The following is a 22,607-nucleotide window of genomic DNA, read 5'->3' as shown; positions in this document are numbered from 1 at the left end:
AACATGAGAAATCATAGAACTTCGTGGTCGTGTAGGTGGCAGCGTCCTCTCAGGAATCTAAGTCCCTACGAACCCCGAAGAAATGACTTCGCTCTGGCGTCCTGGTAGGGCAGAACCATTTGGCACGAGATAGAGGGTGGGCTAAAATTAACACAAATCGGTTTCGTAATGGAGTACAACCCAATGTGGCACATCGTGGGACATGAGTGGGCGGTTGCTCTCCTATCCCATAGCGCTAAAAATGGTCATCCGGCGCATGCTTACTTGCTTGTAGGGCCGTCCCATATTGGAAAAACAACACTGGCACTGAACTATGCTCAGGCGCTCAATTGCCTCGGCAGTGACGTGCCCTGCGGTCACTGTTTAGCGTGCCGCAAGATCGAGCGCGGCGTCCACCCCGACGTGCGATTGATGGAGCCGGAGGGCAGCGTGCTGAAGATTGACCAAGTGCGCGCCCTACAACACGAAGTGTCTCTCTCTCCTTTCGAGGGTCGCTGGCGCGTGTACATCCTGCCGGAGTTTCACCGCGCCACCACCGAGGCAGCCAACTGCCTGCTCAAGACCCTGGAAGAGCCTCCCCCGCGAGTCGTTATCATCCTGACTGCCCTTCGGATCGAGATGCTCTTACCGACGGTGGTGTCCCGTTGCCAAGTACTAAGCCTGCGACCATTGTCCCTCAGTCAGGTGCAGGAGGCTCTCGAGGCCCGGGAGGTAGCGCCAGAAGCCGCTGTGCTATTGGCACATCTATCGGGAGGGCGGATTGGCTGGGCTATCATGGCCGCCAGCAATCCTGCTTTAGTGGAAAGAAGAGCCCGCTACTTGGAAATGTTAGAGAATGCATTGGAGAGGGGACGGACTTACCGAATGCAGATGGCGGACCAACTCAGCCAACATCCGGAAAATCTGCCCGATATCCTGGAGATGTGGCTTTCTTGGTGGCGCGATGTAATGCTGCTCAGTGGGGGTTGCAAGGAAGAGGATATCGCCAACTTGGACCGCATTATGGTGCTCCGGCAGCAGGCCAAGCGTACCGGAGTGAAGGTAGCACGCAGTGCTATCCAAACCCTTTGTGCTACGGCGGACCGTCTGGAGCACAACGTCAATCCCCGGTTGGCAATGGAGGCCCTGTTGCTTAGCCTTCCCTCTCTAGGGGCCTAAAGGAGGGTCAATCATGCCTCGCGTAGTGGGGGTTCGTTTCCGGCCCGCAACCAAAATCTACTTCTTCGATTCCACAGGATTCGATGATCTGAAGGCAGGCGAGTACGTCATTGTGGAGACAGTGAGGGCCAAGGAAATGGGGAGAGTGGTGATTCCGCCCCATGAAGTATCCGACCAGGAGGTCGTCGGACAACTAAAACCCATTATTCGCCGGGCTACGACTCAGGATCTGCTGCAGATGCAACAGAACGCCTGGCGACAAGAGGAAGCCTTAGCGCGCTGTCGGGAGAAGGTGGCGGAGTATGGCCTGCCTATGAAAGTAGTGCGGGCAGAATATAACTTCGACAGAAGTCTACTGACCTTTCTTTTCACCGCCGAGAAACGGGTGGATTTCCGGGAGTTGGTACGCGATTTGGCAAGGATTTTCCGCACGCGAATCGAGTTGCGCCAGATCGGTGTGCGTGATGAAGCCAAATTGCTCGGTGGTTTGGGGCCCTGTGGCCGGCCACTGTGTTGCATCACGCATCTGTGCGATTTTAGTCCCGTCTCGATAAAAATGGCCAAACATCAGGACTTACCGCTGAGCCCAACGGAAATCTCCGGTATGTGTGGGAGATTGCTTTGTTGTTTGGCTTACGAGGATGAGTTTTATCAAGAGGTGAAGCGCCTTTTACCCGGTGTAGGGGAAGTAGTAATGACCCCATATGGACCAGGGAAGGTTTCCAGCGCGAATGTGATCAAGCAAACCGTGATGGTGGCGCTAGAAAGTGGAGCAACAATTGAGTTGAGCGCGAAAGAACTGCAGTCCGAAGTACAGGAAACAGCCGTTCTCCCTAAGCGGAGGAGACGGTCGCAAGGGTCCCATCATCCGCGTTCTGAGAACCGGCCCGATGACTCAAGTGAAGAAGAAATGACACGAGGGAACGGGCTAGAGTAAATGAAAGAACCTCCGACCCGTTCCCCCTTCCGAAAAGGCTCACAATATGCTTTGTGGTACGGCGCACCGCTTGCGCAATTCTATCACCGCGCTATAGGGCACATCCACGCTGCCCAATAATGCCTCAGGCATTATCTCTACGCCGTGGAAGTCGCTTCCACCCGTTGCTACGAGGCTATACCGCTCGGCGAGGCCGATGAGGAGGTCAATTTCCATAGGGCTGTATCCCGTGTAATACACTTCCAGGCCGACCAGGCCCACGGATACCAACCGTGGTACCCATTCCGTGATCGAGATAGGATGAGCCAAAACAGGTAGCCCCCCGGCCTCTAATATCATGGAAACCGCCTGCTCTGGTGGGAGCCGGAAGCGCTCTACATAGGCGGGGCCGTGTCGTCCGATATAGAGCGCGAAGGCTTCTTGGATAGTTGAGACATATCCCCGTGTTAGCATAGCCTGGGCGATATGAGGGCGGCCGACGGAACCATCACCGGCAAAAGCAACCACCTCTTCCCATTCTAACGGCAATCCTAACTTCCTCAGCCTGCGAAGGATGCCTTGGGCGCGGTCTTGTCGCGCCTCTCTTAGTTTGTGAAGCGTCTGCTGAAAAGCGAAGTCATTGGGGCGCACAAAATAGCCTAAAACGTGTGCCTCGCCCTCGGGTAGGTCTGTGCTGAGTTCGACTCCGGGGATAACTTCGATGCCAAAAGAATTACCGGCATCCAGCGCCTCTGCCAAACCGACGGTCGTATCGTGATCCGTAATGGCCACGGCGGCCAGCCCCAGTTGGGCGGCCATTGAAACTATCTCTGCCGGCCGGCAACGCCCATCCGACGCCGTGGTGTGTACGTGTAAGTCTACCCGTCCGGTCATCGCTTTTCCACGATAAGTTTGACTGCTGTGCGCTCCTGGTCGGCAATAGTTACTTCGGTGAACGAGGGGATGCAGATGATATCAATGCCATCTTCAGCGAGATAACCTCGGGCTATAGCCACAGCCTTCACCGCTTGGTTGACTGCGCCTGCGCCAATGGCCTGCACCTCGGCGCGCCCAGTTTCTCGGATGACGCCAGCAATGGCTCCCGCCACTGCCGTCGAACGAGACCTTGCCGATACCTTGAGGACCTCCATCTTCGTCTCCTTTGCTGTTGCGTCAGTGGGTTCTGTTGACTGCTGAGGTGATAGTGTGAGATCGTCTTCGCTCATTGCTACTGCCATGTTTCACCTCCTATTTGGCGTAATCCACGGCCCTCGTTTCGCGTATGACGGTTACTTTGATTTGACCAGGGTATTCGAGACTCTCTTCTATTTTTTTGGCAATATCTCGCGACAGCCGAATCGCGGCCAGATCGTCTATCTCCTCCGGCTTGACAATGATGCGCACCTCACGCCCGGCTTGGATGGCATAAGATTTCTCTACCCCGGGGAAGGAATCCGCTACCGTCTCCAGCGCTTGGATGCGTTTGATATAGCTCTCCAACGTCTCTCGACGCGCGCCTGGCCGAGCGCCTGAGATGGCGTCCGCAGCCTGCACTAGGATAGCTTCCACTGACTGCGGTTCTTCCTCTCCATGGTGGGCGGCAATGGCATTGACAATCTTAGGGGATTTGCCTAAGCGTTTGGCAATGTCGCCGCCGATCAGAGCGTGCGGTCCTTCGACTTGATGATCCACCGCCTTGCCGATGTCATGCAAGAGTGCGGCCTCCTTGGCTAAGGCCACATCGGCTCCCAATTCGGCCGCCATGATGCCAGCCAGGTGCGCTGTTTCGATGGAGTGCTGCAGCACATTCTGCCCGTAACTGGTGCGGAAGTGCAAGGTGCCGAGGAGTTTGATCAGTTCAGGATGAAGTCCCGGTAACCCGCATTCGTATGCAGCGCGCTCGCCTTCCTCACGAATGATGGCCTCGACCTCTTGCTGTGCTTTTTGCACTACCTTCTCGATTCGCGCTGGGTGGATGCGTCCATCCAAAATGAGTTTGTTGAGTGCCACGCGGGCAACCTCGCGCCGGACAGGGTCGAAACTAGAGATGATCACTGCTTCGGGCGTATCATCCACTACCAAATCCACGCCAGTGATATTCTCAATGGTCCGGATATTGCGTCCACCACGTCCTATGATGCGCCCTTTCATCTCATCACTGGGCAGGGGTACGGTGGACACGGTGGTCTCTGTTACTTGATCTGAGGCCACGCGCTGGATAGCCAGAGTAATGATCTCTCTCGCTTTGCGCTCCGCCTCCTCCTCCGCCTGCGCCTCCACCTCACGGATGACCCTGGCCATATCCTGACGTGCTTCCTCTTCTACACTCTTCAGAAGCAAGGTCTTTGCTTCTTCTGCGCTCAAACCGGAGATGCGCTGTAATTCTGAGATTTGTGCCTGACGTAGTTCAGCGATCTTAGCACGCTCGCGTTCTAATAGTTTCTCTTGTTCCTCGAGTTTGCGCTCTCTCTTTTCGAGAGCATCAAACTTATGTTCAATGCTCTCCCGGCGGTGTTGAAGCCGCTGTTCCTGTCGTTGCAATTCCATGCGGTGGCGCTTGATTTCTGCTTCGGCCTCCTCGCGGATCTTGAGTGCCACCGCCTTCGCTTCCAGTTCAGCGGCCCTGACTTTCGTCTGTGCCTCAGTCAGGAGTCGCTTGGCCTCATCCTCTTTGGATTTTAACTGAGTGCCAGAAAGGTATTGTTTAAGGAAAAATCCCAAAGCCAGGGCCACCAGGCCCACGATCAAGTTCTCCAGAATCAATGTAATAGTTGAGGTTCCCATAATTACTGTTCGCTTTCCCCCTTAATTTATCGAATAACCCAGGTGCTGGGACCTAGGAGTGTTTGGATTGTAAGCCGAGTTTGCCCTCCTGCATTTCTTGCCAGAGGCGCTGCACGGTTTCCCGGATGATTTCGTAGCCAAAGCCTCGGCGGTGCAGGAAATCGCCCAACCGTCGCCGAAAGGTTGGATAATCCATCCCCTGCAGTGCACCCACACGGTTTACCCCTGCTCTGTAGGCGCTCCTCTCCTCCTCCACGGATTGCAAAGCCTCTTGGATGATTTCATCAGGTACACCCTTCTGGCGCAGCTCTCGGGCCAATAGGTAGCGGCCTCGAGGTCTGAGCGAATCTCGGCTCTCTACCCAGGATCGAGCAAATGCTGCATCGTCTAATAGGCCAGCCCGCTGTAGTCGAGTTACGATGTTATCTGCAATGCCGCTTTCCACATCCCTGTCAGCAAGGTATTGCCGCACTTCGCGTACGCTACGCGGGCGGTAACTCAGGTAATGCAGAACGCGATCGTACTCGCGCTGAAAAACATCCTGTGTTTTCAAGGTAAGAATGTCGTTGGGCGATAACTCCTGCCCCACTTTCAGTGATATGGCCACAATATCCTGAAGAGCAAAGGCATATTCCCCATCTAAATACACATTCACCCGGTGAGCATTCTTTTTTTGCCTCTTCAGGGCTGTGACTTTCGGCATTGCGTTAACCGCACTCTCTGCTTCTTATTCTTAGGGATATAAGAACAACTGCGACCCTTCAGCCGCAGTTGTTCCTAATCTGGTCGCAGGCAGGCACACCCTAAGACCAGTCCAGGTTCCCAAGGTGATCGCTACTGCAATGTTCTCTGTCACGTTCTCGCTGGATGCCAAGGTAGTTTCCCTGGGACCATTTCCAGGATGTTGTATTTGCACTTTCAAACGTTGATCAGGGCCCGAAAAGGCTCAATAATCGGAGTCCGCTTCACCCCTTGGTTATGAAACATCCAACCCGTAAGGATTGGTGAATGGCCATGCTTCGGTTGGGGCCATGATCATGTCCAGTGCAAAGCACTCGAAGAGAACGCTAAACATTAGCCCCCACCATTGGGAACTGGCTCCCCCATCTCTTCTCAAGTGGGAGTACTGCGGCTGACCTAGCCTATAAAATTAGACCCGAAGATATATAGTCTCCCAACAGCCGGGCCACCGCCCGATCCGTTGCTTACGAAAGAACCCTAGAGATCGGTATTTTCGTCCTCGAAATCGTCCTCGTAAGATAACCCCTCTTCGGCAAGAGGCTCGCCCTCATCGCTGATTTCGGCCTTCGGCAATTTGCCAAGCGCTGCGGAGACTCGCGCAGGGCCGCTTTCGCCTTTGGGCGGAAGCCCCACGGTTGCGCGTATCTTCGCCTCAATTTCATCGGTGATGTCGGGATTCTCTTTGAGGAAGAGCCTCACGTTTTCCCGCCCTTGACCTAAACGGACCTCGCCGAAGGCATAATGAGCGCCCCGCTTTTCGACGATGCCCAATTCCGTGGCCACATCCAGCACATCACCCTCGCGGGAAATGCCCTCATCATACATGATATCGAACTCGGCAGATTTAAAGGGCGGGGCCAGTTTGTTCTTTTTTACTCGCACTTTCGTGCGATTACCTATTACATCACCACCTTGCTTGATGCCCTCCATGCGGCGCATATCTAAGCGGACTGCAGCGTAGAACTTCAGCGCGTTGCCCCCAGTGGTAGTCTCGGGGTTGCCGAACACAACGCCGATTTTCTGGCGAAGTTGATTGGTGAAAATCACCGCGGTGTTAGAACGCTTGATCGCTCCGACCAGTTTGCGCAGCGCTTGGGACATCAGGCGGGCCTGCAGACCCATGTGTGAATCGCCCATTTCGCCCTCGATCTCCGCTCGCGGAACGAGAGCAGCTACAGAATCAATGACGATTACATCCACTGCACCGCTACGCACTAAGGCTTCGGCAATTTCTAGGGCCTGTTCCCCTGTGTCTGGCTGGGAGATGTACAAATTATCTACGTCCACACCGCATTTAGCGGCATATCCAGGATCCAGGGCGTGTTCAACATCGATAAACGCTGCGACCCCTCCCGCCTTCTGTGCCTCGGCGATGATATGCTGGGCCAACGTCGTCTTGCCCGAGGATTCGGGGCCGTAGATTTCGGTAACCCGACCTCTGGGGACGCCTCCGATACCCAGGGCAATGTCTAATGAGATCGAACCGGTTGGTATCGCCTCTGCGTCCAGGCTGGTAGACTCGCCCAGTTTCATAATTACACCGTCACCATAGCGTTTTCGTAAGTGGGCCAATGTCGTCTCCAGTGCCTTATCCTTACCTTCTGTGGCGCCCATGGCTCATCTCCTTCCACCCCTCACTTAGCGAGGCGATCCTACTAATAGTTTACTACAATAACAGCGAAAAAGCAAGCCCTCAGGATTGGAAAATACGTCAGCACCAACTTGCAAATTTCATCATTAGAAATTTTGTTCTAATTATACACGAAGAATGCCAGTTTAGCAAATTAGATGAGCCGACGTTGAAAGTACCCAACAAAGGCTGCTCTCACACGTCCCCGTAAAGGGCCACATTCACTGCGTAAAGGGCAAGCGTTCTGCGCTCCATTCCATCCCTTGGACAACTTGACTTTATGCAAAGTCATGGTTAAAATAGATTCGCATCCAATGCCCGGAAGGTTTCGCTCTCCAGGTACACGAGGTTGCAAACTGATCATAGAGAAGGAGCGTGCGTATCATGCAGGAGCAAGTGGATAGTTTCCTCGCCTCTCTGAAGGTAGAAAAGGGGTATTCAGAGAATACCCGTGTGGCCTATAAAAATGACCTCAGCCAGTTCTTGCGCTGGATCCAGCGCAGGGGCGAACCCGGTGTCAATGCTTGGGCGCAGATAAGCAAAGACCATTTGATGGAATACATTTTGTATCTCAAGAGCGAACGCGAGTACGCTTCGTCCACTGTAGCCCGCAAGGTGGCGGCCATCAAGTCTTTCTTCCATTTCCTGAACACGGAGGGGCAAATCCAAGAGGACCCAACGGCAACCTTGGATTCCCCGCGGGTGAAAAAGTATCTTCCCAAGGCGATCTCTATTCAGGATATCGAGAGACTACTCGATGCTCCCAACCAAGATAAAACCGCCGCTGGCCTGCGCGACAAAGCCATTTTGGAACTGCTCTATGCCACGGGGATGCGCGTGAGCGAATTGGTGGCCCTCAATGTAGGAGATGTGGATTTGGCTTCCGCCAGCGTGCGCTGCTTCGGCAAGGGAAACAAGGAACGCGTTATTCCAATCCACGACCGAGCGGCAAGAGCCTTAGAAGAATACATGGAACGTGGACGCATCCGTTTGCTCAGGGACCCCGATGAAAGGGCTATCTTTCTTAACCAGCGAGGTCAACGCCTGACCCGCCAGGGACTATGGCTCATTGTTAAGAACTACGTTCAAGAGGCTGGCATCACCGCGCCGGTAACTCCTCATACCCTGCGCCATTCGTTTGCCACACATATGCTCAGCGGGGGCGCGGATCTGCGAAACGTTCAAGAACTCCTCGGCCACGCAAACATTGCCACAACCCAGGTCTACACCCAAGTGAGCAGCGAGCGCTTGCGAGAAGTTTACAATGAGGCGCACCCCCGGGCCAAGGGATGAATGCGGACGTGATACTTCAATCGCCCTCCCGGGCAGAGTACCAAGAAGCGACGGACTTCCTACGCGCGCGGATTACATATCACCCTACTGTGGGCATCATCCTTGGCTCTGGCTTGGCAGGACTGGCAGAGGAAGTACAGGACCCAGATATCATCCCCTACCATCAGATCCCGCATTTTCCAGTTGCGACTGTGGAGGGACACCCTGGCGACCTAGTGATTGGCAAACTGGAAGAAAAGGAAGTGCTTGTTATGCGCGGTCGAGCCCACTTTTATGAGGGCTATTCGATGCAACAGACTACGTTCCCCATTCGAGTAATGCACTTCCTGGGCGTGAAAACCCTGATTGTTACCAATGCTGCTGGGGGATTGAACTACCGGTTCAATGCTGGCGATTTGATGCTTATTACTGACCACATCAATTTAATTGGCATGGCGGGGTTGAATCCCCTTCGCGGTCCCAATGACCCCCAACTAGGTCCCCGCTTCCCCGATATGTCGCAAGCCTATGACCCCGAACTCCAGCGTCTTGCCGTCGAGGTTGCCAAAAGCAAAGGCATCGTTCTCCATCAAGGAATATACATCATGTTAGGGGGACCCAGTTTCGAAACCCCTGCTGACATTCGTTTCTTGCGCTTGATTGGAGCAGATGCAGTGGGTATGTCCACAGTTAACGAGGTCACTGTGGCTCGCCATATGGGGATGTGCGTGTTAGGCATCTCGGGTATCAGCAACGTCATCAATGGCGGCGGCAAACTGACCCACGAAGAAGTTCTAGAGGCAGGGAAGCAACTCGCTATCCGATTGTCTGCGCTCATCCGGGGTGTACTCCAGAGGTTGGATTAAAGCCAATTCGCAAAGCCGTATTTTGAAAGTATTGCGAGGATACCACCCTGAATTACCACGGGTGGTTTCTTTGTAAACGTGCTTTGCAGAGGAACTGGCTTGCGTTCCACAGCGTTCTGAATTAGAATACCATTGCCTTGAGATTGTCTGGTGCTGGTCGGGGGCATGCTGTGGGCCAGGTTCTTGCTATTTTTCAGAAATACGTCGTTTGGGTCTATTTGATCTGTCTGGTAGCCCTTCTCTGGGCTATCTATGAATTACTTGCTGCACGGCGACAGAGAGCGGCAACCATCTTCAGCCTGGAGAAAGAGATGGCCACGGCCCGGGAGATGCGATCCGTTACCTCATTGGTGGCCATCCTAATACTGATAGCGGCAGTTACAATTCTCGAATTTCGCGTTTTACCCGGCGTACAGTTGCCGACCATTGCGCAGGCCACGCCCACTAGCCCTTTCCTTATCGTACCGCCTACACGCACCCCATTACCGAGCGCGACAGCAGGCCCGCCAACACCCACACGGGTCCGGCCCACACCAGGGTTGCCATCACCTATGCCAACGTACACGCCTACGCCGTTACGGCTTGCGCCATGTCCTAATCCTGGCGTTTGCATCACCTCCCCAGCGTGGGATGCACAACTTTCAGGGGTCGTCCAAATCGTTGGGACCGCTTCCATTGAACGGTTTCAGTTCTACAAGATCGAATACGGATTGGGCGATAATCCAGAGGCTTGGAATAGCGTTGGCGAAGTACACCGTGAACCCGTCTCAAATGGCTTGCTAGGGACATGGGACGTGAGTGGTTTCCCCCGGGGCGTGTACAAATTACGCCTCACGGTAGTGGATATTACTGGCAATTTCGGCCCACCTTGTGAGGTAAGAGTCACCATCAGTGAATAAGCGGTTCGTCTTGGCAAGAAGACGAGGTAGCACGTCCTTGCTGCCAATCCATCACGGCCTATGCGTGCTATTGGGTTCCATTTTCTTGCTATGTTATTGCCCCCTTGCCCTTGCGAACGCCCCTCAGCGAGCCTGGACTACTTATACCACTCGTCATGGGCTAGCCGCCAACACCATTTTTTGTATCTCACTGGATGGCGAGACCATTTGGATAGGGACAACACAGGGGATCACTCGTTTTGCTGGCAGCCGTATGACCACATATTCCCACGTGCATGGCCTGGGCGACGACTGGGTCGTGGACATTGTCCCAGATGGTAAGGGGGGGATATGGGTCGGAACCTATGGCGGGGGCGTCAGCCATTTCGACGGGCAGGAGTGGACGACGTACAATCAAAGCAACTCCGGCCTAAGCAATGATTTCGTCACTGACCTCGACTTGACACCTGACGGTACGCTATGGGTGGCTACACATGGTGGTGGCGTTTCTCGTCGCTCCTCCAACGGCCGGTGGACACGCTACAACGCCGGAGCACTGGGCGGCAATTATGTGGATGCATTGGTTGCTGGATCAGATAGTACCGTCTGGATAGCCATCCAGGGCGAGGGCATCCGCCGATTCGATGGCCAGCGCTGGACGCCTATCTATACGGCCGAGGGATTGGAGCATAATCGGGTTAACAACATATTGGTTACGGCAAATGGCGATGTCTGGTTGGCTACAGAGGAAGGAGTGAGTTGCCTGCAGGCTAATGACCTGCACCGAGAGCATCACTATGGTGTCAGCGATGGCCTGCCTCACCCTCAGGTGAACACCTTAGCGTTAGGGCCCGAGGGTATAATCTGGGCTGCGACAGCAGGGGGTATGGCGTATTTAGAGGGGGCGGGATGGGTTACAGAGGGTCTGCCAACGGGCTATTGCAGTGCGGTGGCTATCGCCATGAACGGTGAGATCTGGGTAGGCACGTTGTCTGACGGACTACGCGTTTATACAGGTCATCCGTTGCCCGCACAGGAATTACTACCCGTCATCCTCGTCCATGGTTGGCATGGACCGGAGAGTGACCGCCTGGAAGACAGCGAATTTCGTTTCTTAGCCTCCTGGTTGGAGCGCGATGGTTTCCCGGTCTATTATGCACGGGGGATCAGCCCGCTGAACACGATGCTGGAAAACGCTGCGAGTCTGGCGCAGACTATCCAACAAGCCAAGAAAGAGACTGGCTCTGATCAAGTGAATATCATTGGTTTTAGCATGGGGGGCTTAAACGCGCGGGCCTATATCGAATCCTCTCTTTACCGAAATGATGTAGCGGCAGTCTACACTATGGGCACTCCGCACGCTGGTGTGCGCCAGTGGTACCCATTCGTGCTGCGTCAGGCCTTGGAGTGGACGGATGAGCCCTCTATCTATGAACTTTTGCCGGAACACGTGTTGCTCTGGAATGCTACACACTGCAATACCTATAAGGTTCCGTATATTCTCGTCGCCGGTGAAGCACGTGGTGATCCCCTGCCATCCATTTTCGAATACATCACGCCCGGCGACGGATTGGTTTCGGCTTGGAGCGCCCATGCCTTAGATGGCCCCAGTACCACACATATCACCACACCGGATGTTCACGCCTGGTCGGCAGAAACTATCTTGACTGGTGTGCGGAGTTACTTAGAGCCGTCTGACACCTACGACCACTATCTGCGTGAAGCGCTGCGCTATGGCCCGCCCTCGCCTTCTCCTGCACCTATGCGCGCTGAGCCGCCCAAAGCAGTGCACACGCCGTTTATCTCTGGAGAGGTGCGTGGTGGCCAAAGTGTCAGTTGTACCGTCCCCATAGACGCGGCGAGCGCGGCTCAGTTCTACTTGCGCGGCTATTCAGGCGAGTGGTCCCTCTCTCTAATTGATCCCAATGGACGTGCAATAGATGCGCAGTGGGCACAGGAAACGGATGCCGTGCAGTTCCTTAGCTACAGCCCAGCGAGTTTTGTCGCCTGCTTAATAAAACAGCCAGAGCCTGGCAAATGGACCGTGAACATATCCCGCAAGGATACGGGGTCCACACCGGTGGGCTTTGCCTTCTATGTCGCGCTCGACTCACCCCTCACTTTGGATGTGGCAATCGCGCCGCAGTGGTGTCGGAAAAGCACACCAGTGCTTATTTCTGCAACCTTGTGCGACCGAGGCGTTAGTGTATCCGGCGCGCAGGTGTGGGCGGAAATTGGCAGACCGAATCGAGAGCGCATCCGCCTGCAACTTTTCGATGATGGGGCACACGGGGATGGTGAGGCGAACGACGGTTTGTACGCAAACACGTTCGATGAGACGACCTTAGGTGGTTATTACCTCGTCTTTGTCACGGCCGAAGGCACGCGTTCAGGGCTTGGCTATGCACGCGGGCAGGAAATCACTTTCACCGTCTCCCCTGAAACAGCAACAATGACCGGAGTATTTGAGGTTCGTGTGGAAGACGAAGATGGCGATGGGCTCTGGAACGCATTGATCGTAAACGTAGGCCTGGACGTAACAAAGGCGGGGAAATTCCTGCTATGGGGGCTTCTAACTGATCCGGAGGGAAATGAGGTCTGCGGAGTAAATCAAATCGTCGACCTCAACGCAGGAAAACAGTCTGTTTCCTTGCCCTTTCCAGGAAGTCTCATCCGCGCCAGTGGGCGCGATGGCCCATATCATTTGGCGGAGGTCATATTGTTAGACGCATCTAGTGCTGCTGTAGCGTTGGACAGCGCTTATGGTATTGTCAACATTGGGCCATATTCGTGTATAGCCTTTGAATAACAGACCGAGAGAAACGCATATGAGCGACAAGGTCTCCATACCGCGGGGTTTTCTCCTCCTCGCTTTGGTGATCGTCACAATTCTAATTGCCGTGCTAGTTGCGATACGGACTTGCACCCGGCCAAGATTAGAAACAGTGACAGTGCATCGTGGCCCTATCACTGCCACCGTGCAAGTGGTAGGACAGGTGCAGCCAATCCGTGAGGCTAACTTGGCATTCAAAGTAGGGGGCCAGGTCAAAGAGGTCAAAGTACGGGCTGGCGAGGCGGTGGAGAATGGGCAGTTGCTGGCCTCGCTGGTAGCCGATGACCTCGCGCGCCAGGTGCAAGAGGCCGAGTTGAACCTCACTATCCGCAAGAGCCAGCGTGATGCTCTTCTCTTAGGGCCAACTGCTGCTGAAATCGAGGCTGCCCGGGCGGCTTTGCGCAAAGCGATTATCTCGCTGAACGCAGCTCAAGCAGCCTACGATGAGATAGCGGATCAGCCAGACGCAGCGACGAGTGCCGAGGCTATCCAGCTGGAAGTAGCCAAGCAGGATTACCAAATTGCGAAAGCGAACTTTGAGAAGGTAGTCCAAGGGCCCAGTGCCGCGCAGCGTGATGCTCTGAACAAGGAGGTGGAATTGGCACAGTTGGCCTTAGAACGGGCTCGTTCTGCGCTGGCGGAGGCTGAACTTCGCGCACCGTTTGCAGGCACCGTCCTTAGCATTGGCATCCGGCCTGATGAGATGGTGTACGGTTTCAACCCTGTGATCCGTTTGGCCGATCTATCAGAATTGCAGATTGTTGCCTATGTGGATGAACTCGACGTGGCATTGGTCGCCCCCGGGCAGAAGGTGAGCGTTCGCTTCGATGCGTTCCCGGAAGAGGAACTGTCTGGCGAGGTGGTTAGCCTCGCTCCTGCTGCCACGACCCAGCGCGGGAGCACGGTCTATGAGGCCCTCGTGCGTCTCGAAGAGGCATCGCTCCCATTGCGGGTGGGCATGAATGCTGATTTGATTATCACCACATTAGCAAAAGAGAACGTCTTGCTTCTCCCGAGCCGCGCTATTCAGAGTGTAGGACGACGCAAAGTTGTGACGGTGTTGCGCGGCGATCGGCGTGAGGAGGTTGAGGTAATAACCGGGCTGTCGAACCAGGTGAGCGTGGAAATCCTGAGTGGCCTTTCAGAGGGTGACGTTGTTCTCCTCCCCTGAGTCTCCTGCCTCAAATGGTTCCTCACCCATGATGCCGCCAGATCCAATCACCAATTGGCGCACCTGGAGCCGGGCTTGCTCCAGCTGGCTGGAGCAGTGTTGAGTCAGTTTCATGCCCTCTTCGAAGAGCGCCAGAGATTCCTCCAACGACAATTCACCGCTCTCGAGCCTGTCTACGATTTCCTCTAACCGTCTCATCGCTTCTTCAAAATTATAGTTCCCCATCTTGTTTTTGACCTCGCTCACTCTCTTTGCTGTCCACGGTGGCTCTGAAGTGTCCATCGCTTACTCGCACCTGGATACCATCCCCAGATGCAACCTGACCGCGTCGGCGTACAACCTCTCCCGAGTCGGTCCGCGATACAACTGCATAGCCGCGCTCCAAGATATGTTGCGGGTCCAAGCTCTGGAGTTGCGCCGCTCGGCCAGCCAACCGCTCTTGGCGCAGGCTCAGGCCGTGTTCCATCATGGACATCATCGTCCGTGTTATGTCGTCCAGGCGCTGCGCATATCCCTCCAGTATCGCCTGGGGCGAGGCACGCCCTAGTCTCGCTCGCAGTGTGCCCAAGCGCAATTCGCCTTCTCGCACTCGCTGTTCCATCAGATGTTCCAAGCGCTGACCATACCGCGTGATGGTCTCTAGCATTAATGTGCGCTCGGGCGCAACCATCTCTGCTGCGGCGGTGGGAGTTGGCGCACGCAAGTCTGCCACGAAGTCGGCGATGGTGAAATCCGTCTCGTGTCCGATTCCTGTGACCACCGGGATCTGTGACGCGGCGATGGCTCGCGCCACCCGTTCATCATTAAATGCCCACAATTCCTCTATGGATCCGCCTCCCCGGGCCAAAATGATCACTTCTATGTCGGGGTAGTCGTTCAAAGCGCGGAGCGCTGCCACAATCTGTGGTGGGGCTTCGTCACCTTGCACTAAAGTTGGGGCCAAGATGACTTCAGCAATGGGGTAGCGCCGTCTCAGCACATGCAGGATATCACGGATGGCCGCACCGATGGGTGATGTTATCACACCAATGCGCTGTGGATAGGGTGGTAGCGGGCGCTTTCGCTCCGGTGCAAACAGTCCTTCGGATTCTAACTTTTTTCGAAGAGCCTCGAATTGGAGATACAGCAACCCCACTCCGACTGGTTGCACCATATCTACGTAGAATTGGTAAACTCCCTGGGCTTCGTAAACGCTGACGCGCCCGTGGGCCACAACACCATCGCCATCGCGAGGCAACTGGGTGAGGCGCGCCGCTTGTGATCGCCAGAGAACGCAGCGAATTTGCGCGGCCTCATCTTTCAGAGTGAAATAGACGTGTCCAGAGGGCGCCTGTGTCAGGTTGGAAACCTCACCTCTTATCCAGATATCCTGGAGAGTGAAATCCACCTCAAAGAGTTCGCGGATGTAACGCGTAATGTAACTGACAGAATAGATTTCCAATGCAGACCCCTGAAAACAGCCTACCCAGAATCGACAACCTAAAATATGGTCGTGCACTGCCCAAGCACTTACCGCCATTGTACCACAAGCTATGCAACGTCTACAAACGCTTCAATGCACTCAACATGCTCCACTTGACAAAGAACAAATGTTCTGCTATAATGGGGCCGTAATAGAACATTTGTTCTATCCAGCCACCAGAGACACGCAATTCGTTTGCAATTAGGAGGAGCACTATGCGCCGTCAAGATCTCGAATTCCAAGCCGACCGGATTGAGATGGTCCTGGCCTCCCACCATCTCCCCACCCAGGTATGGGGAGGGGTCGTCACACCGCGCTTCGTTCGCTACCATCTTTCCCCTGCCTTAGGCACTCGTCTGGCACGAATCCAGGCTCTCTCCGAGGAAATCGCTCTTTCCCTCGGTGTGCCTTCCTGCCGGATCATACGCAATGGGGGTACCCTTAACGTGGAGATTCCCCGCGTTGAAGCCGCTGCGGTTCGCCTGCTTCCGTTGCTCGACCAACTCGCCTTTGTTCCACCCTGCACGCCAGTGCTTGGGCTTGACGAAACTGGGGTGCCCATTCTCCTCAACCTGACCAGCCCTGATGTGGCACACGTCCTTCTGGCCGGCACCACTGGCTCTGGCAAAACCGCTCTCGCTCGGGCTATGATCATTTCCTTGGCCCTTCACAGCCGCCAACGAGAACTGCAGTTGGCCCTGTTTGATCCCAAAGGTCGTGGCTTTGCACCCTTGGATAATCTGCCCCACCTGTTATTCCCTGTGGTGCGCGACCCTTGGGCTGCTCCGGAGCGCTTGCGTGGCCTGGTGGCCGAGATGGAACGCCGCGATCGAATGGGAATTGATTCCCCTCGGGTCGTCATTTTCATCGATGAACTCGCCGACCTCATCTTAGTGGGCGGGGCTGAAGTGGAAGAAGCACTCACACGGCTCACCCAACGGGGGCGGGAAGCGGGCTTGCATCTTGTTGCCTGCACCCAGAAGCCGACCGTGGCAGTGATCGGATCCCTAGTCAAATCGAATTTCCCTGTGCGTATTGTAGGCAGCGTCACGAGTCCCGAGGATGCAAAGGTCGCCTCGGGTCTGGCTGGAACAGGTGCGGAGCGGCTATTGGGTCGTGGCGATTTCCTGATAGTAGCCAAGGGCCAGGTAACGAGGCTGCAGGCTGCTTTCATTTCGGAGGGTGAGATCGCTCAAGTACTGACCAATTTGAACATGGGGAAGGCTGTGGCTGGCGATGTGAAGCCATGGTTACCCATGAAGACATTAGTGAGAGACCGCCTGACGTCCGGCGGAAGGCAGGTGAAACCGTGAGCACAGACATCTGGTTCCGAGACGATATCGCAAATATCCTTCGCTCGGTGGCAGCGTTATGCCGGACGAGCGTTTCGACTATGAGGCGGGAGGACGAGTTCATACAGGGTTATCAGGAGGGTTTCGCGGCCGCGTTATGGAGCGTGGCCGTAGCCCTGGGAGTAGATGGGAAACTTCTGGATAGCCAAGGTGTAGATCCACGTCCTTGGTGTGAGAGCAGGAGGAAACAGATACCATGAGCGGTAGAGCAACAGTGGCAGTGATAGGCGTCGTATTTGCAGTGGCGTTGGCCATTGTGGTAGGGAATCGCATGAGCGCGGAGGCTATGGCGGTGGTAGTAGGGGTAGCCTGTGGAGTGATCGCCGCCATCCCGATGAGCGTATTAGTCCTGGTTGTGACGCACCGGATGCGAGCCCGGGAAGAGAGCGCGGAAGACCACCTCAGGCAGCGAGAATATCCGCCGGTGATCGTAATCCAAGGGGGAACACCGGCGCCGCGTGAGATGTTCCCGTCGTCCTATATACCGCCAATGGTCGAGCATGGCGCCCCACGGGATTTCCGGGTAATCGGGGAGGATTGACTTTGACCTCTTTGACGGATCGATCCGGTACCTTGGAATTGGGCAAGCGAGCGCCACCGATGGAGGCAGGGTTGCTCTGGTTCGACGACGATCCGCGCCGCGACTTGGGGACTAAGATCACAGCGGCAGCGCAGCGCTATGAGCAGAAATTCGGTCGACGGCCGAACATCTGCTATGTGAACCCGATGACACTTAATGGGAACACGCTGGAGCAAAATGGGGTAAGGGTGCTCGCTGTTCCACATATTCCACCCCATCATTTCTGGCTCGGAGTACAACGCAGAAGATAAGTCGCTCACTACGCACAAATGGATCAGGCTCGAGGTGGTGCCTGATCCATTTGTTGCCCTAACGGCACAGGTCTACCACAAGCAAATCCAAAGCCAGTATCTCCGGCATACAGCCCGTCTTGATGTCTGCGTCGGTGTTCACCAGGCGTTGGTAAATGCATTCCAAGCGCTCCATCGAAAACTGTCGTGATTGCGCCACCGCTTTGTCTACCACAAACTGGCTGCTAATACCCAGTTTCGCTCGAATCTCTGCTGGCGACAGCCCATGACCCAGTAGTTCTTTCACCTGTAAGAGGATGCGGAATTGGCGCACGATCATAGAGAACAGATAAAGGGGCGTGGCATCCCGGTCTAATTGCTCATGTAACAACTGCATTGCACGTTCGCGCTCGCGATGCCCAAGGGCATCCACCAGGGTAAAGATACTCGCGGCCTGCACGTGGCTCACTAATTGGCACACATCTTCCGTGGTGATGGTGCGTTCTCCAGCGGTATAAAGGACGAGTTTTTCACACTCTTGATCCAGTTTCCTCAGGTCATTACCCACGAAATTTGCTAGTTCTGTCGCTGCTACAACCTCGATCTCCCCGCCCTTTGTTCTCACTCGCTCCACAATCCACTTTGTGAGCGCATCGCCCTTGGGTGGCTCAAATGTTTTGACATACCCGCCTTTTTCTTGCTGGGCCAGTTCCAACAGTGGGTTCTGGGGGCTTAGAGTATGGTTCTCTACGAAGACCAGTCGCGTGGTTTCCGGCATTTTGGGGAGATATTCCCTCAGCGCTTGAAGCAGTTCATCGTTTGCTTTCACGCCCCTGGCTTTGCCCTGCCCTCGTGGAGGCCCTTCGAGGCGCGAGGCGAAATTCTCCACAATGACCAGCCGCCGTTTGGCCACGAAAGGAATGGCATTACAGGCGTTCATCAGTTCAGTCAAGGTAAGTTTGCGGCCATCCAGCACGGTTGTGTTGAGGTCAGCGAGCGTGCGCTCACCCATCTTCGCGCGCATTGTGGTCAGTGCTTCGTGGAGGCTGAATTCATCCTCGCCGTGCAATATATAAAACATCGCTCTCACTCGTGGTGCACGAAGACCCGGTGAACTGTCAAACCTCTGAGAATGTAGCGCTTCACGTCCGCAATGAGTGCCGTATCCAAGTTAGCGGAAGTGGTAATGAGCTCCTGCACTTTCAAGCCCAGCGGTTGTGCCGCCATTAGCGCCAACGTCGTTGCCAGCAGCACACCGGGTAGGTTACTCATCTTCCGCTTGGCACTGCTTTTCATCACCAGGAATGAGGTTGCCCCGGTCAGAAGAGCACCCATTGCCAAATTGGTCCCACAGCGTGGGTGCACGGCTAAATCGCGTTCACCGGCTTGCAAACGTGCCAGCGCTTCGGATGCGGTAGCAGCGACGATCTCCGTGGGTACGTGACCGTAGATAACAAATCCGTCAGCGTCACTGTGCCCAATGAGTTGAGCACGTGGACATCGCTGGCTCAAGATGTGGATCGTGGCATGTTCCAGAGCATGGTTGCGGCGTATTTTCTCGATGGCTGATGGCCATTTCATGAGTAAGATATCCCTCTTAATGAGAACCCGAATGGACGTGCTGGCCTGCCGCTGGTTTGATCTTGGTCAAGCCTTAGCCTACTCTGCACAGCACATCCCGCCGGCCTTAACGTTTATAAGTGGTCGGAATGTGACACTTGCTGGCCACTCTCCCTTAATCTATGAGGGGTAATCGTAGAATCCCTTGCCCGATTTACGTCCCAAGTGTCCGGCTAATACCATACGTTTGAGCAGCGGAGGCGGAGCATAACGAGGCTCTTTAAACTCCTCGAACATTACGTTGGCGATATAATAGGTTGTATCCAGACCCACGAAATCGGCGAGTGTTAGGGGGCCCATGGGATGGCCACAGCCTAGTTTCATGGCATTGTCAATATCCTCGCGACTGGCGATGCCGCTTTCCAAAGCGCGGATAGCATCCAGCAAATAGGGCACCAGAAGCAGGTTCACGATGAACCCCGGGGTATCCTTGGCTATGATGGTAGTCTTGCCCAGCGATTTTCCAAACTCCTGAGCAACGCTCAGGGTTTCGTCGCTGGTCAGAATAGTGCGTACGATTTCCAACAGGGGCATCACTGGCACTGGATTAAAGAAGTGCAAGCCAAGGACTTTATCTCCGCGCTTGGTCACTGCTGCCATCTCCGTGATGCAAAGCGATGAGGTGTTACTTGCCAAGATGGTGTGAGGCGGGCAAATCCTGTCTAGGGTGGCGAAAACCTCTTTCTTCATGCTCATATTCTCGACGATGGCCTCGATTATCAAATCCCTGTCCGCCAAATCCTCCATATGGGTGGTCCCTTTGATCCGCGCCTGCGCAGCGTTGGCGTCTTCCTGAGATACTTTGCCTCTCTCGACTGCTTTACTTAACGATTTTCGAATGCTATTCAGACCTTTATCCAGGAGTTCCTCATTCACCTCCCGGACTACAACACTATAGCCTTGCCTAGCACAAACTTCAGCGATACCCGAGCCCATGAGTCCGCAGCCCACAACTCCCACTTTCTTGATGCTCATTCCCCCTTTTACCTCCTTGGTTGTGTGTAGGACATGTTAGCCATCAATGGTCCAAGAGATGTGACTTCTCTTTACACATGCTTGAATGCCACTAATTTGTGCTTGCCGCGATTTTCCATCATTCGCACCCAATGATAGTCAATTTGCTGCCAATCCACAAATTGCATCAGCCTTTAGCAGTTCCCAGCGTTGATGATTTGACAATTCGAGGGAAAAGATTATACTATCCCGCCGACTTGACCGCTTTGCCATTGTGGTTATAATAAAAACAAGCCGACGTAGCTCAAAGCGGCAGAGCAGCGGTTTTGTAAACCGCGGGTTGCGGGTTCAAGTCCCACCGTCGGCTCCGCGTTGCTTGTAAGGGCAGGTACCCAAGTGGCCAAAGGGGACTGACTGTAAATCAGTTGGCTCAGCCTTCGGAGGTTCGAATCCTTCCCTGCCCACCTTTTTTGTGATTGCCCACGTAGCTCAGCCGGTAGAGCACGTTCTTGGTAAGGACGTGGCCATGGGTTCAAATCCCATCGTGGGCTCCATCAAGAGGTTAGGCCCGTTTCAATAGGAGGAGACAAGGATGGCGAAGCAGAGGTTTGAGCGGACGAAGCCGCACGTGAACGTAGGGACGATTGGGCACGTAGATCATGGGAAGACGACGCTGACGGCGGCGATCACGAAGGTGCTATCGCTGAAGAAGATGGCGAACTTTTTAGCCTACGATCAGATTGACAATGCGCCGGAGGAGAAAGCGCGTGGGCTGACGATCTCGATCTCGCACGTAGAGTACGAGACGGAGAAGCGGCACTATGCGCACGTGGATTGCCCTGGGCATGCGGACTATATCAAGAACATGATCACGGGTGCGGCGCAGATGGACGGGGCGATTTTGGTGGTGAGTGCTCCGGACGGGCCAATGCCGCAGACGCGGGAGCACATTCTATTGGCGCGGCAGGTTGAGGTGCCGGCGATGGTGGTGTTCCTGAACAAAGTAGACATGATGGAAGACGAGGAGTTGCTGGAGTTAGTGGAGTTAGAGTTGCGGGAACTCCTCTCGACCTACGGTTTTCCTGGGGAGGACATACCGATCGTGCGGGGGTCGGCGTTGAAGGCGCTGGAAAGCCCCTCGACGGATCCGAACGCGCCGGAGTATGCCTGCATCTGGGAACTCTTGCGGGTGGTAGACGAGTACATTCCGACGCCGGAGCGAGCGGTGGATCAGCCGTTCCTGATGCCGATAGAGGACGTTTTTGGGATCAAAGGGCGTGGGACGGTGGTGACGGGGCGTGTAGAGCGTGGTCGGGTGAAGGTAGGGGACACGGTAGAGATCGTGGGTCTACGGCCGGACGTACGGACGACGGTGGTGACGGGCGTAGAGATGTTCCGCAAGACGTTGGACGAAGGGATTGCGGGGGATAACATTGGGTGCCTGCTGCGCGGGGTTGAGCGGGACGAGGTAGAGCGTGGGCAGGTATTGGCCAAGCCGAAGTCGATCACGCCGCACACGACGTTTCGGAGCGAGGTATACGTCTTAAAGAAGGAAGAGGGTGGTCGGCACACGCCGTTCTTCCAGGGGTATCGTCCGCAGTTCTACATTCGGACGACGGACGTGACGGGGGAGGTGATCCTGGACCCCGGGGTGGAGATGGTGATGCCTGGGGATCGGGCGAACCTGACGGTAAAGTTGATCGTGCCGGTGGCGTTGGAGGTTGGGTCGCGGTTTGCCATTCGTGAAGGCGGGCGCACGGTGGGTGCCGGCGTCGTCACGCAAATCGTCGAGTAATAATACTACGATAGCCCAATTGGGGTGTTGATACCATGGCGAAAAAAGAAAATCGCATCGTGATTACGCTCGCCTGCACCGAGTGCAAAGAGCGCAATTATACGACGGAAAAGAACCGCAAGAACGATTCGGGCCGCCTTACGTTGAAAAAGTATTGCCCCCGTTGCCGTAAGCACACGGAACACCGCGAACAGCGGTAAGGGGCTGCGCAGGCGAGTAGCTCAATTGGCAGAGCAACGGTCTCCAAAACCGTAGGTTGCGGGTTCGATTCCTGCCTCGCCTGCCTTTTTTGTGAGCGCATAGCGGAATGACTCCCGCCAAAGCCGCAATCAACGAGAGAAGGTTTTCTGTGGCTAAAAAAGAGA

Annotated in this window: 23 protein-coding genes and 4 tRNA genes; 17 read left to right on the top strand and 10 right to left on the bottom strand. The window is 55.0% G+C overall.

The window, feature by feature from the left end:
- Nucleotides 1-183: 183 nt before the first annotated feature.
- On the top strand, nucleotides 184-1,158 hold the full coding sequence (gene holB / locus H5T64_09185; GenBank protein ID MBC7264509.1) for a DNA polymerase III subunit delta': 975 nt from the start codon (nucleotides 184-186) through the stop codon (nucleotides 1,156-1,158).
- Nucleotides 1,159-1,171: 13 nt separating this feature from the next.
- A complete protein-coding gene (locus H5T64_09180) occupies nucleotides 1,172-2,095 on the top strand; it encodes a stage 0 sporulation family protein (GenBank protein MBC7264508.1) in 924 nt (307 codons plus the stop codon).
- A gap of 39 nt (nucleotides 2,096-2,134) precedes the next feature.
- Here the strand turns inward: H5T64_09180 and H5T64_09175 are convergent, their stop codons facing one another.
- From H5T64_09175 to recA, 5 genes are all read right to left on the bottom strand, one after another.
- Entirely contained in the window at nucleotides 2,135-2,968 is an 834-nt protein-coding gene (locus tag H5T64_09175) for a PHP domain-containing protein (GenBank protein ID MBC7264507.1), read from the bottom strand.
- The gene (locus H5T64_09170; protein ID MBC7264506.1) at nucleotides 2,965-3,225 is read right to left on the bottom strand and encodes a stage V sporulation protein S; all 261 of its coding nucleotides are present in this window, start codon (nucleotides 3,223-3,225) and stop codon (nucleotides 2,965-2,967) included. Before H5T64_09170 ends, H5T64_09175 begins: the two co-directional genes overlap by 4 nt.
- Before the next feature lie 97 nt (nucleotides 3,226-3,322).
- Nucleotides 3,323-4,858 carry a ribonuclease Y gene (gene rny / locus H5T64_09165; GenBank protein MBC7264505.1) on the bottom strand — a complete coding sequence of 512 codons (1,536 nt, stop codon included), beginning with the start codon at nucleotides 4,856-4,858 and terminating at the stop codon, nucleotides 3,323-3,325.
- A gap of 52 nt (nucleotides 4,859-4,910) precedes the next feature.
- Nucleotides 4,911-5,561, bottom strand: coding sequence for a RecX family transcriptional regulator (locus H5T64_09160; GenBank protein MBC7264504.1), 651 nt, complete (start codon nucleotides 5,559-5,561; stop codon nucleotides 4,911-4,913).
- Between the two features lie 515 nt (nucleotides 5,562-6,076).
- Nucleotides 6,077-7,213 carry a recombinase RecA gene (gene recA, locus H5T64_09155; protein ID MBC7264503.1) on the bottom strand — a complete coding sequence of 379 codons (1,137 nt, stop codon included), beginning with the start codon at nucleotides 7,211-7,213 and terminating at the stop codon, nucleotides 6,077-6,079.
- A 400-nt stretch (nucleotides 7,214-7,613) separates the two neighbouring features.
- On the opposite strand from recA, the gene xerD reads away from it, so the two are divergent.
- The 5 genes from xerD to H5T64_09130 all read left to right on the top strand — a co-directional run bounded on the left by xerD (nucleotide 7,614) and on the right by H5T64_09130 (nucleotide 14,249).
- Nucleotides 7,614-8,522, top strand: coding sequence for a site-specific tyrosine recombinase XerD (gene xerD / locus H5T64_09150; GenBank protein ID MBC7264502.1), 909 nt, complete (start codon nucleotides 7,614-7,616; stop codon nucleotides 8,520-8,522).
- Nucleotides 8,519-9,367 (top strand): purine-nucleoside phosphorylase, encoded by an 849-nt coding sequence (locus H5T64_09145; protein ID MBC7264501.1) that lies wholly within the window; start codon nucleotides 8,519-8,521, stop codon nucleotides 9,365-9,367. The genes xerD and H5T64_09145 overlap by 4 nt, the downstream gene beginning before the upstream one ends.
- A 170-nt stretch (nucleotides 9,368-9,537) precedes the next feature.
- The gene (locus tag H5T64_09140; GenBank protein ID MBC7264500.1) at nucleotides 9,538-10,266 is read left to right on the top strand and encodes a hypothetical protein; all 729 of its coding nucleotides are present in this window, start codon (nucleotides 9,538-9,540) and stop codon (nucleotides 10,264-10,266) included.
- The gene (locus H5T64_09135; GenBank protein ID MBC7264499.1) at nucleotides 10,259-13,054 is read left to right on the top strand and encodes an alpha/beta fold hydrolase; all 2,796 of its coding nucleotides are present in this window, start codon (nucleotides 10,259-10,261) and stop codon (nucleotides 13,052-13,054) included. The genes H5T64_09140 and H5T64_09135 overlap by 8 nt, the downstream gene beginning before the upstream one ends.
- Before the next feature lie 19 nt (nucleotides 13,055-13,073).
- Entirely contained in the window at nucleotides 13,074-14,249 is a 1,176-nt protein-coding gene (locus H5T64_09130; GenBank protein MBC7264498.1) for an efflux RND transporter periplasmic adaptor subunit, read from the top strand.
- Here the strand turns inward: H5T64_09130 and xseB are convergent.
- The gene (gene xseB, locus H5T64_09125; GenBank protein ID MBC7264497.1) at nucleotides 14,220-14,474 is read right to left on the bottom strand and encodes an exodeoxyribonuclease VII small subunit; all 255 of its coding nucleotides are present in this window, start codon (nucleotides 14,472-14,474) and stop codon (nucleotides 14,220-14,222) included. The genes H5T64_09130 and xseB overlap by 30 nt on opposite strands.
- Entirely contained in the window at nucleotides 14,461-15,690 is a 1,230-nt protein-coding gene (xseA, locus tag H5T64_09120) for an exodeoxyribonuclease VII large subunit (GenBank protein MBC7264496.1), read from the bottom strand. Before xseA ends, xseB begins: the two co-directional genes overlap by 14 nt.
- A gap of 236 nt (nucleotides 15,691-15,926) precedes the next feature.
- On the opposite strand from xseA, the gene H5T64_09115 reads away from it, so the two are divergent.
- From H5T64_09115 to H5T64_09100, 4 genes are read left to right on the top strand one after another with little or no spacing between them, the layout of a single operon-like run.
- Nucleotides 15,927-17,024, top strand: a complete 1,098-nt coding sequence (locus H5T64_09115) for a DNA translocase FtsK (protein ID MBC7264495.1) — start codon at nucleotides 15,927-15,929, stop codon at nucleotides 17,022-17,024.
- Nucleotides 17,021-17,263: a hypothetical protein gene (locus tag H5T64_09110; GenBank protein ID MBC7264494.1), complete on the top strand. Its 243-nt coding sequence runs from the start codon at nucleotides 17,021-17,023 to the stop codon at nucleotides 17,261-17,263. The genes H5T64_09115 and H5T64_09110 overlap by 4 nt, the downstream gene beginning before the upstream one ends.
- Nucleotides 17,260-17,604 (top strand): hypothetical protein, encoded by a 345-nt coding sequence (locus H5T64_09105; GenBank protein MBC7264493.1) that lies wholly within the window; start codon nucleotides 17,260-17,262, stop codon nucleotides 17,602-17,604. The genes H5T64_09110 and H5T64_09105 overlap by 4 nt, the downstream gene beginning before the upstream one ends.
- Before the next feature lie 2 nt (nucleotides 17,605-17,606).
- The gene (locus H5T64_09100) at nucleotides 17,607-17,894 is read left to right on the top strand and encodes a hypothetical protein (GenBank protein ID MBC7264492.1); all 288 of its coding nucleotides are present in this window, start codon (nucleotides 17,607-17,609) and stop codon (nucleotides 17,892-17,894) included.
- A gap of 58 nt (nucleotides 17,895-17,952) precedes the next feature.
- Here the strand turns inward: H5T64_09100 and holA are convergent, their stop codons facing one another.
- From holA to H5T64_09085, 3 genes are all read right to left on the bottom strand, one after another.
- Entirely contained in the window at nucleotides 17,953-18,954 is a 1,002-nt protein-coding gene (holA, locus tag H5T64_09095; protein ID MBC7264491.1) for a DNA polymerase III subunit delta, read from the bottom strand.
- Nucleotides 18,955-18,959: 5 nt separating this feature from the next.
- On the bottom strand, nucleotides 18,960-19,454 hold the full coding sequence (locus tag H5T64_09090) for a hypothetical protein (protein MBC7264490.1): 495 nt from the start codon (nucleotides 19,452-19,454) through the stop codon (nucleotides 18,960-18,962).
- A gap of 159 nt (nucleotides 19,455-19,613) precedes the next feature.
- Nucleotides 19,614-20,468, bottom strand: coding sequence for a 3-hydroxybutyryl-CoA dehydrogenase (locus H5T64_09085; GenBank protein MBC7264489.1), 855 nt, complete (start codon nucleotides 20,466-20,468; stop codon nucleotides 19,614-19,616).
- 272 nt (nucleotides 20,469-20,740) lie between these two features.
- On the opposite strand from H5T64_09085, the gene H5T64_09080 reads away from it, so the two are divergent.
- The 6 genes from H5T64_09080 to H5T64_09055 all read left to right on the top strand — a co-directional run bounded on the left by H5T64_09080 (nucleotide 20,741) and on the right by H5T64_09055 (nucleotide 22,525).
- Nucleotides 20,741-20,814, top strand: a tRNA-Thr gene (locus H5T64_09080).
- Nucleotides 20,815-20,829: 15 nt separating this feature from the next.
- Nucleotides 20,830-20,911 (top strand) — tRNA-Tyr (locus H5T64_09075).
- Nucleotides 20,912-20,925: 14 nt separating this feature from the next.
- Nucleotides 20,926-21,001: transfer RNA gene (locus H5T64_09070), tRNA-Thr, on the top strand.
- Nucleotides 21,002-21,039: 38 nt separating this feature from the next.
- A complete protein-coding gene (tuf, locus tag H5T64_09065) occupies nucleotides 21,040-22,242 on the top strand; it encodes an elongation factor Tu (protein MBC7264488.1) in 1,203 nt (400 codons plus the stop codon).
- Between the two features lie 35 nt (nucleotides 22,243-22,277).
- A complete protein-coding gene (rpmG, locus tag H5T64_09060; protein ID MBC7264487.1) occupies nucleotides 22,278-22,442 on the top strand; it encodes a 50S ribosomal protein L33 in 165 nt (54 codons plus the stop codon).
- A 10-nt stretch (nucleotides 22,443-22,452) separates the two neighbouring features.
- A tRNA-Trp gene (locus tag H5T64_09055) sits at nucleotides 22,453-22,525 on the top strand.
- Nucleotides 22,526-22,607 lie beyond the last annotated feature (82 nt).

It is taken from the genome of Chloroflexota bacterium (assembly GCA_014360825.1).
GTDB lineage: Bacteria > Chloroflexota > Anaerolineae > UBA2200 > JACIWT01 > JACIWT01.
This window is presented reverse-complemented; position numbering and strand designations above follow the sequence as displayed.

Excerpts from the sequence above, each read along its gene's own strand:
- holB (MBC7264509.1), top strand. The coding sequence starts at position 184 with ATGTGGCACATCGTGGGACATGAGTGGGCGGTTGCTCTCCTATCCCAT.
- H5T64_09180 (MBC7264508.1), top strand. The coding sequence starts at position 1,172 with ATGCCTCGCGTAGTGGGGGTTCGTTTCCGGCCCGCAACCAAAATCTAC.
- H5T64_09175 (MBC7264507.1), bottom strand. The coding sequence starts at position 2,968 with ATGACCGGACGGGTAGACTTACACGTACACACCACGGCGTCGGATGGG.
- H5T64_09170 (MBC7264506.1), bottom strand. The coding sequence starts at position 3,225 with ATGGAGGTCCTCAAGGTATCGGCAAGGTCTCGTTCGACGGCAGTGGCG.
- rny (MBC7264505.1), bottom strand. The coding sequence starts at position 4,858 with ATGGGAACCTCAACTATTACATTGATTCTGGAGAACTTGATCGTGGGC.
- H5T64_09160 (MBC7264504.1), bottom strand. The coding sequence starts at position 5,561 with ATGCCGAAAGTCACAGCCCTGAAGAGGCAAAAAAAGAATGCTCACCGG.
- recA (MBC7264503.1), bottom strand. The coding sequence starts at position 7,213 with ATGGGCGCCACAGAAGGTAAGGATAAGGCACTGGAGACGACATTGGCC.
- xerD (MBC7264502.1), top strand. The coding sequence starts at position 7,614 with ATGCAGGAGCAAGTGGATAGTTTCCTCGCCTCTCTGAAGGTAGAAAAG.
- H5T64_09145 (MBC7264501.1), top strand. The coding sequence starts at position 8,519 with ATGAATGCGGACGTGATACTTCAATCGCCCTCCCGGGCAGAGTACCAA.
- H5T64_09130 (MBC7264498.1), top strand. The coding sequence starts at position 13,074 with ATGAGCGACAAGGTCTCCATACCGCGGGGTTTTCTCCTCCTCGCTTTG.
- xseB (MBC7264497.1), bottom strand. The coding sequence starts at position 14,474 with ATGGGGAACTATAATTTTGAAGAAGCGATGAGACGGTTAGAGGAAATC.
- H5T64_09115 (MBC7264495.1), top strand. The coding sequence starts at position 15,927 with ATGCGCCGTCAAGATCTCGAATTCCAAGCCGACCGGATTGAGATGGTC.
- H5T64_09105 (MBC7264493.1), top strand. The coding sequence starts at position 17,260 with ATGAGCGGTAGAGCAACAGTGGCAGTGATAGGCGTCGTATTTGCAGTG.
- holA (MBC7264491.1), bottom strand. The coding sequence starts at position 18,954 with ATGTTTTATATATTGCACGGCGAGGATGAATTCAGCCTCCACGAAGCA.
- H5T64_09090 (MBC7264490.1), bottom strand. The coding sequence starts at position 19,454 with ATGAAATGGCCATCAGCCATCGAGAAAATACGCCGCAACCATGCTCTG.
- H5T64_09085 (MBC7264489.1), bottom strand. The coding sequence starts at position 20,468 with ATGAGCATCAAGAAAGTGGGAGTTGTGGGCTGCGGACTCATGGGCTCG.
- tuf (MBC7264488.1), top strand. The coding sequence starts at position 21,040 with ATGGCGAAGCAGAGGTTTGAGCGGACGAAGCCGCACGTGAACGTAGGG.
- rpmG (MBC7264487.1), top strand. The coding sequence starts at position 22,278 with ATGGCGAAAAAAGAAAATCGCATCGTGATTACGCTCGCCTGCACCGAG.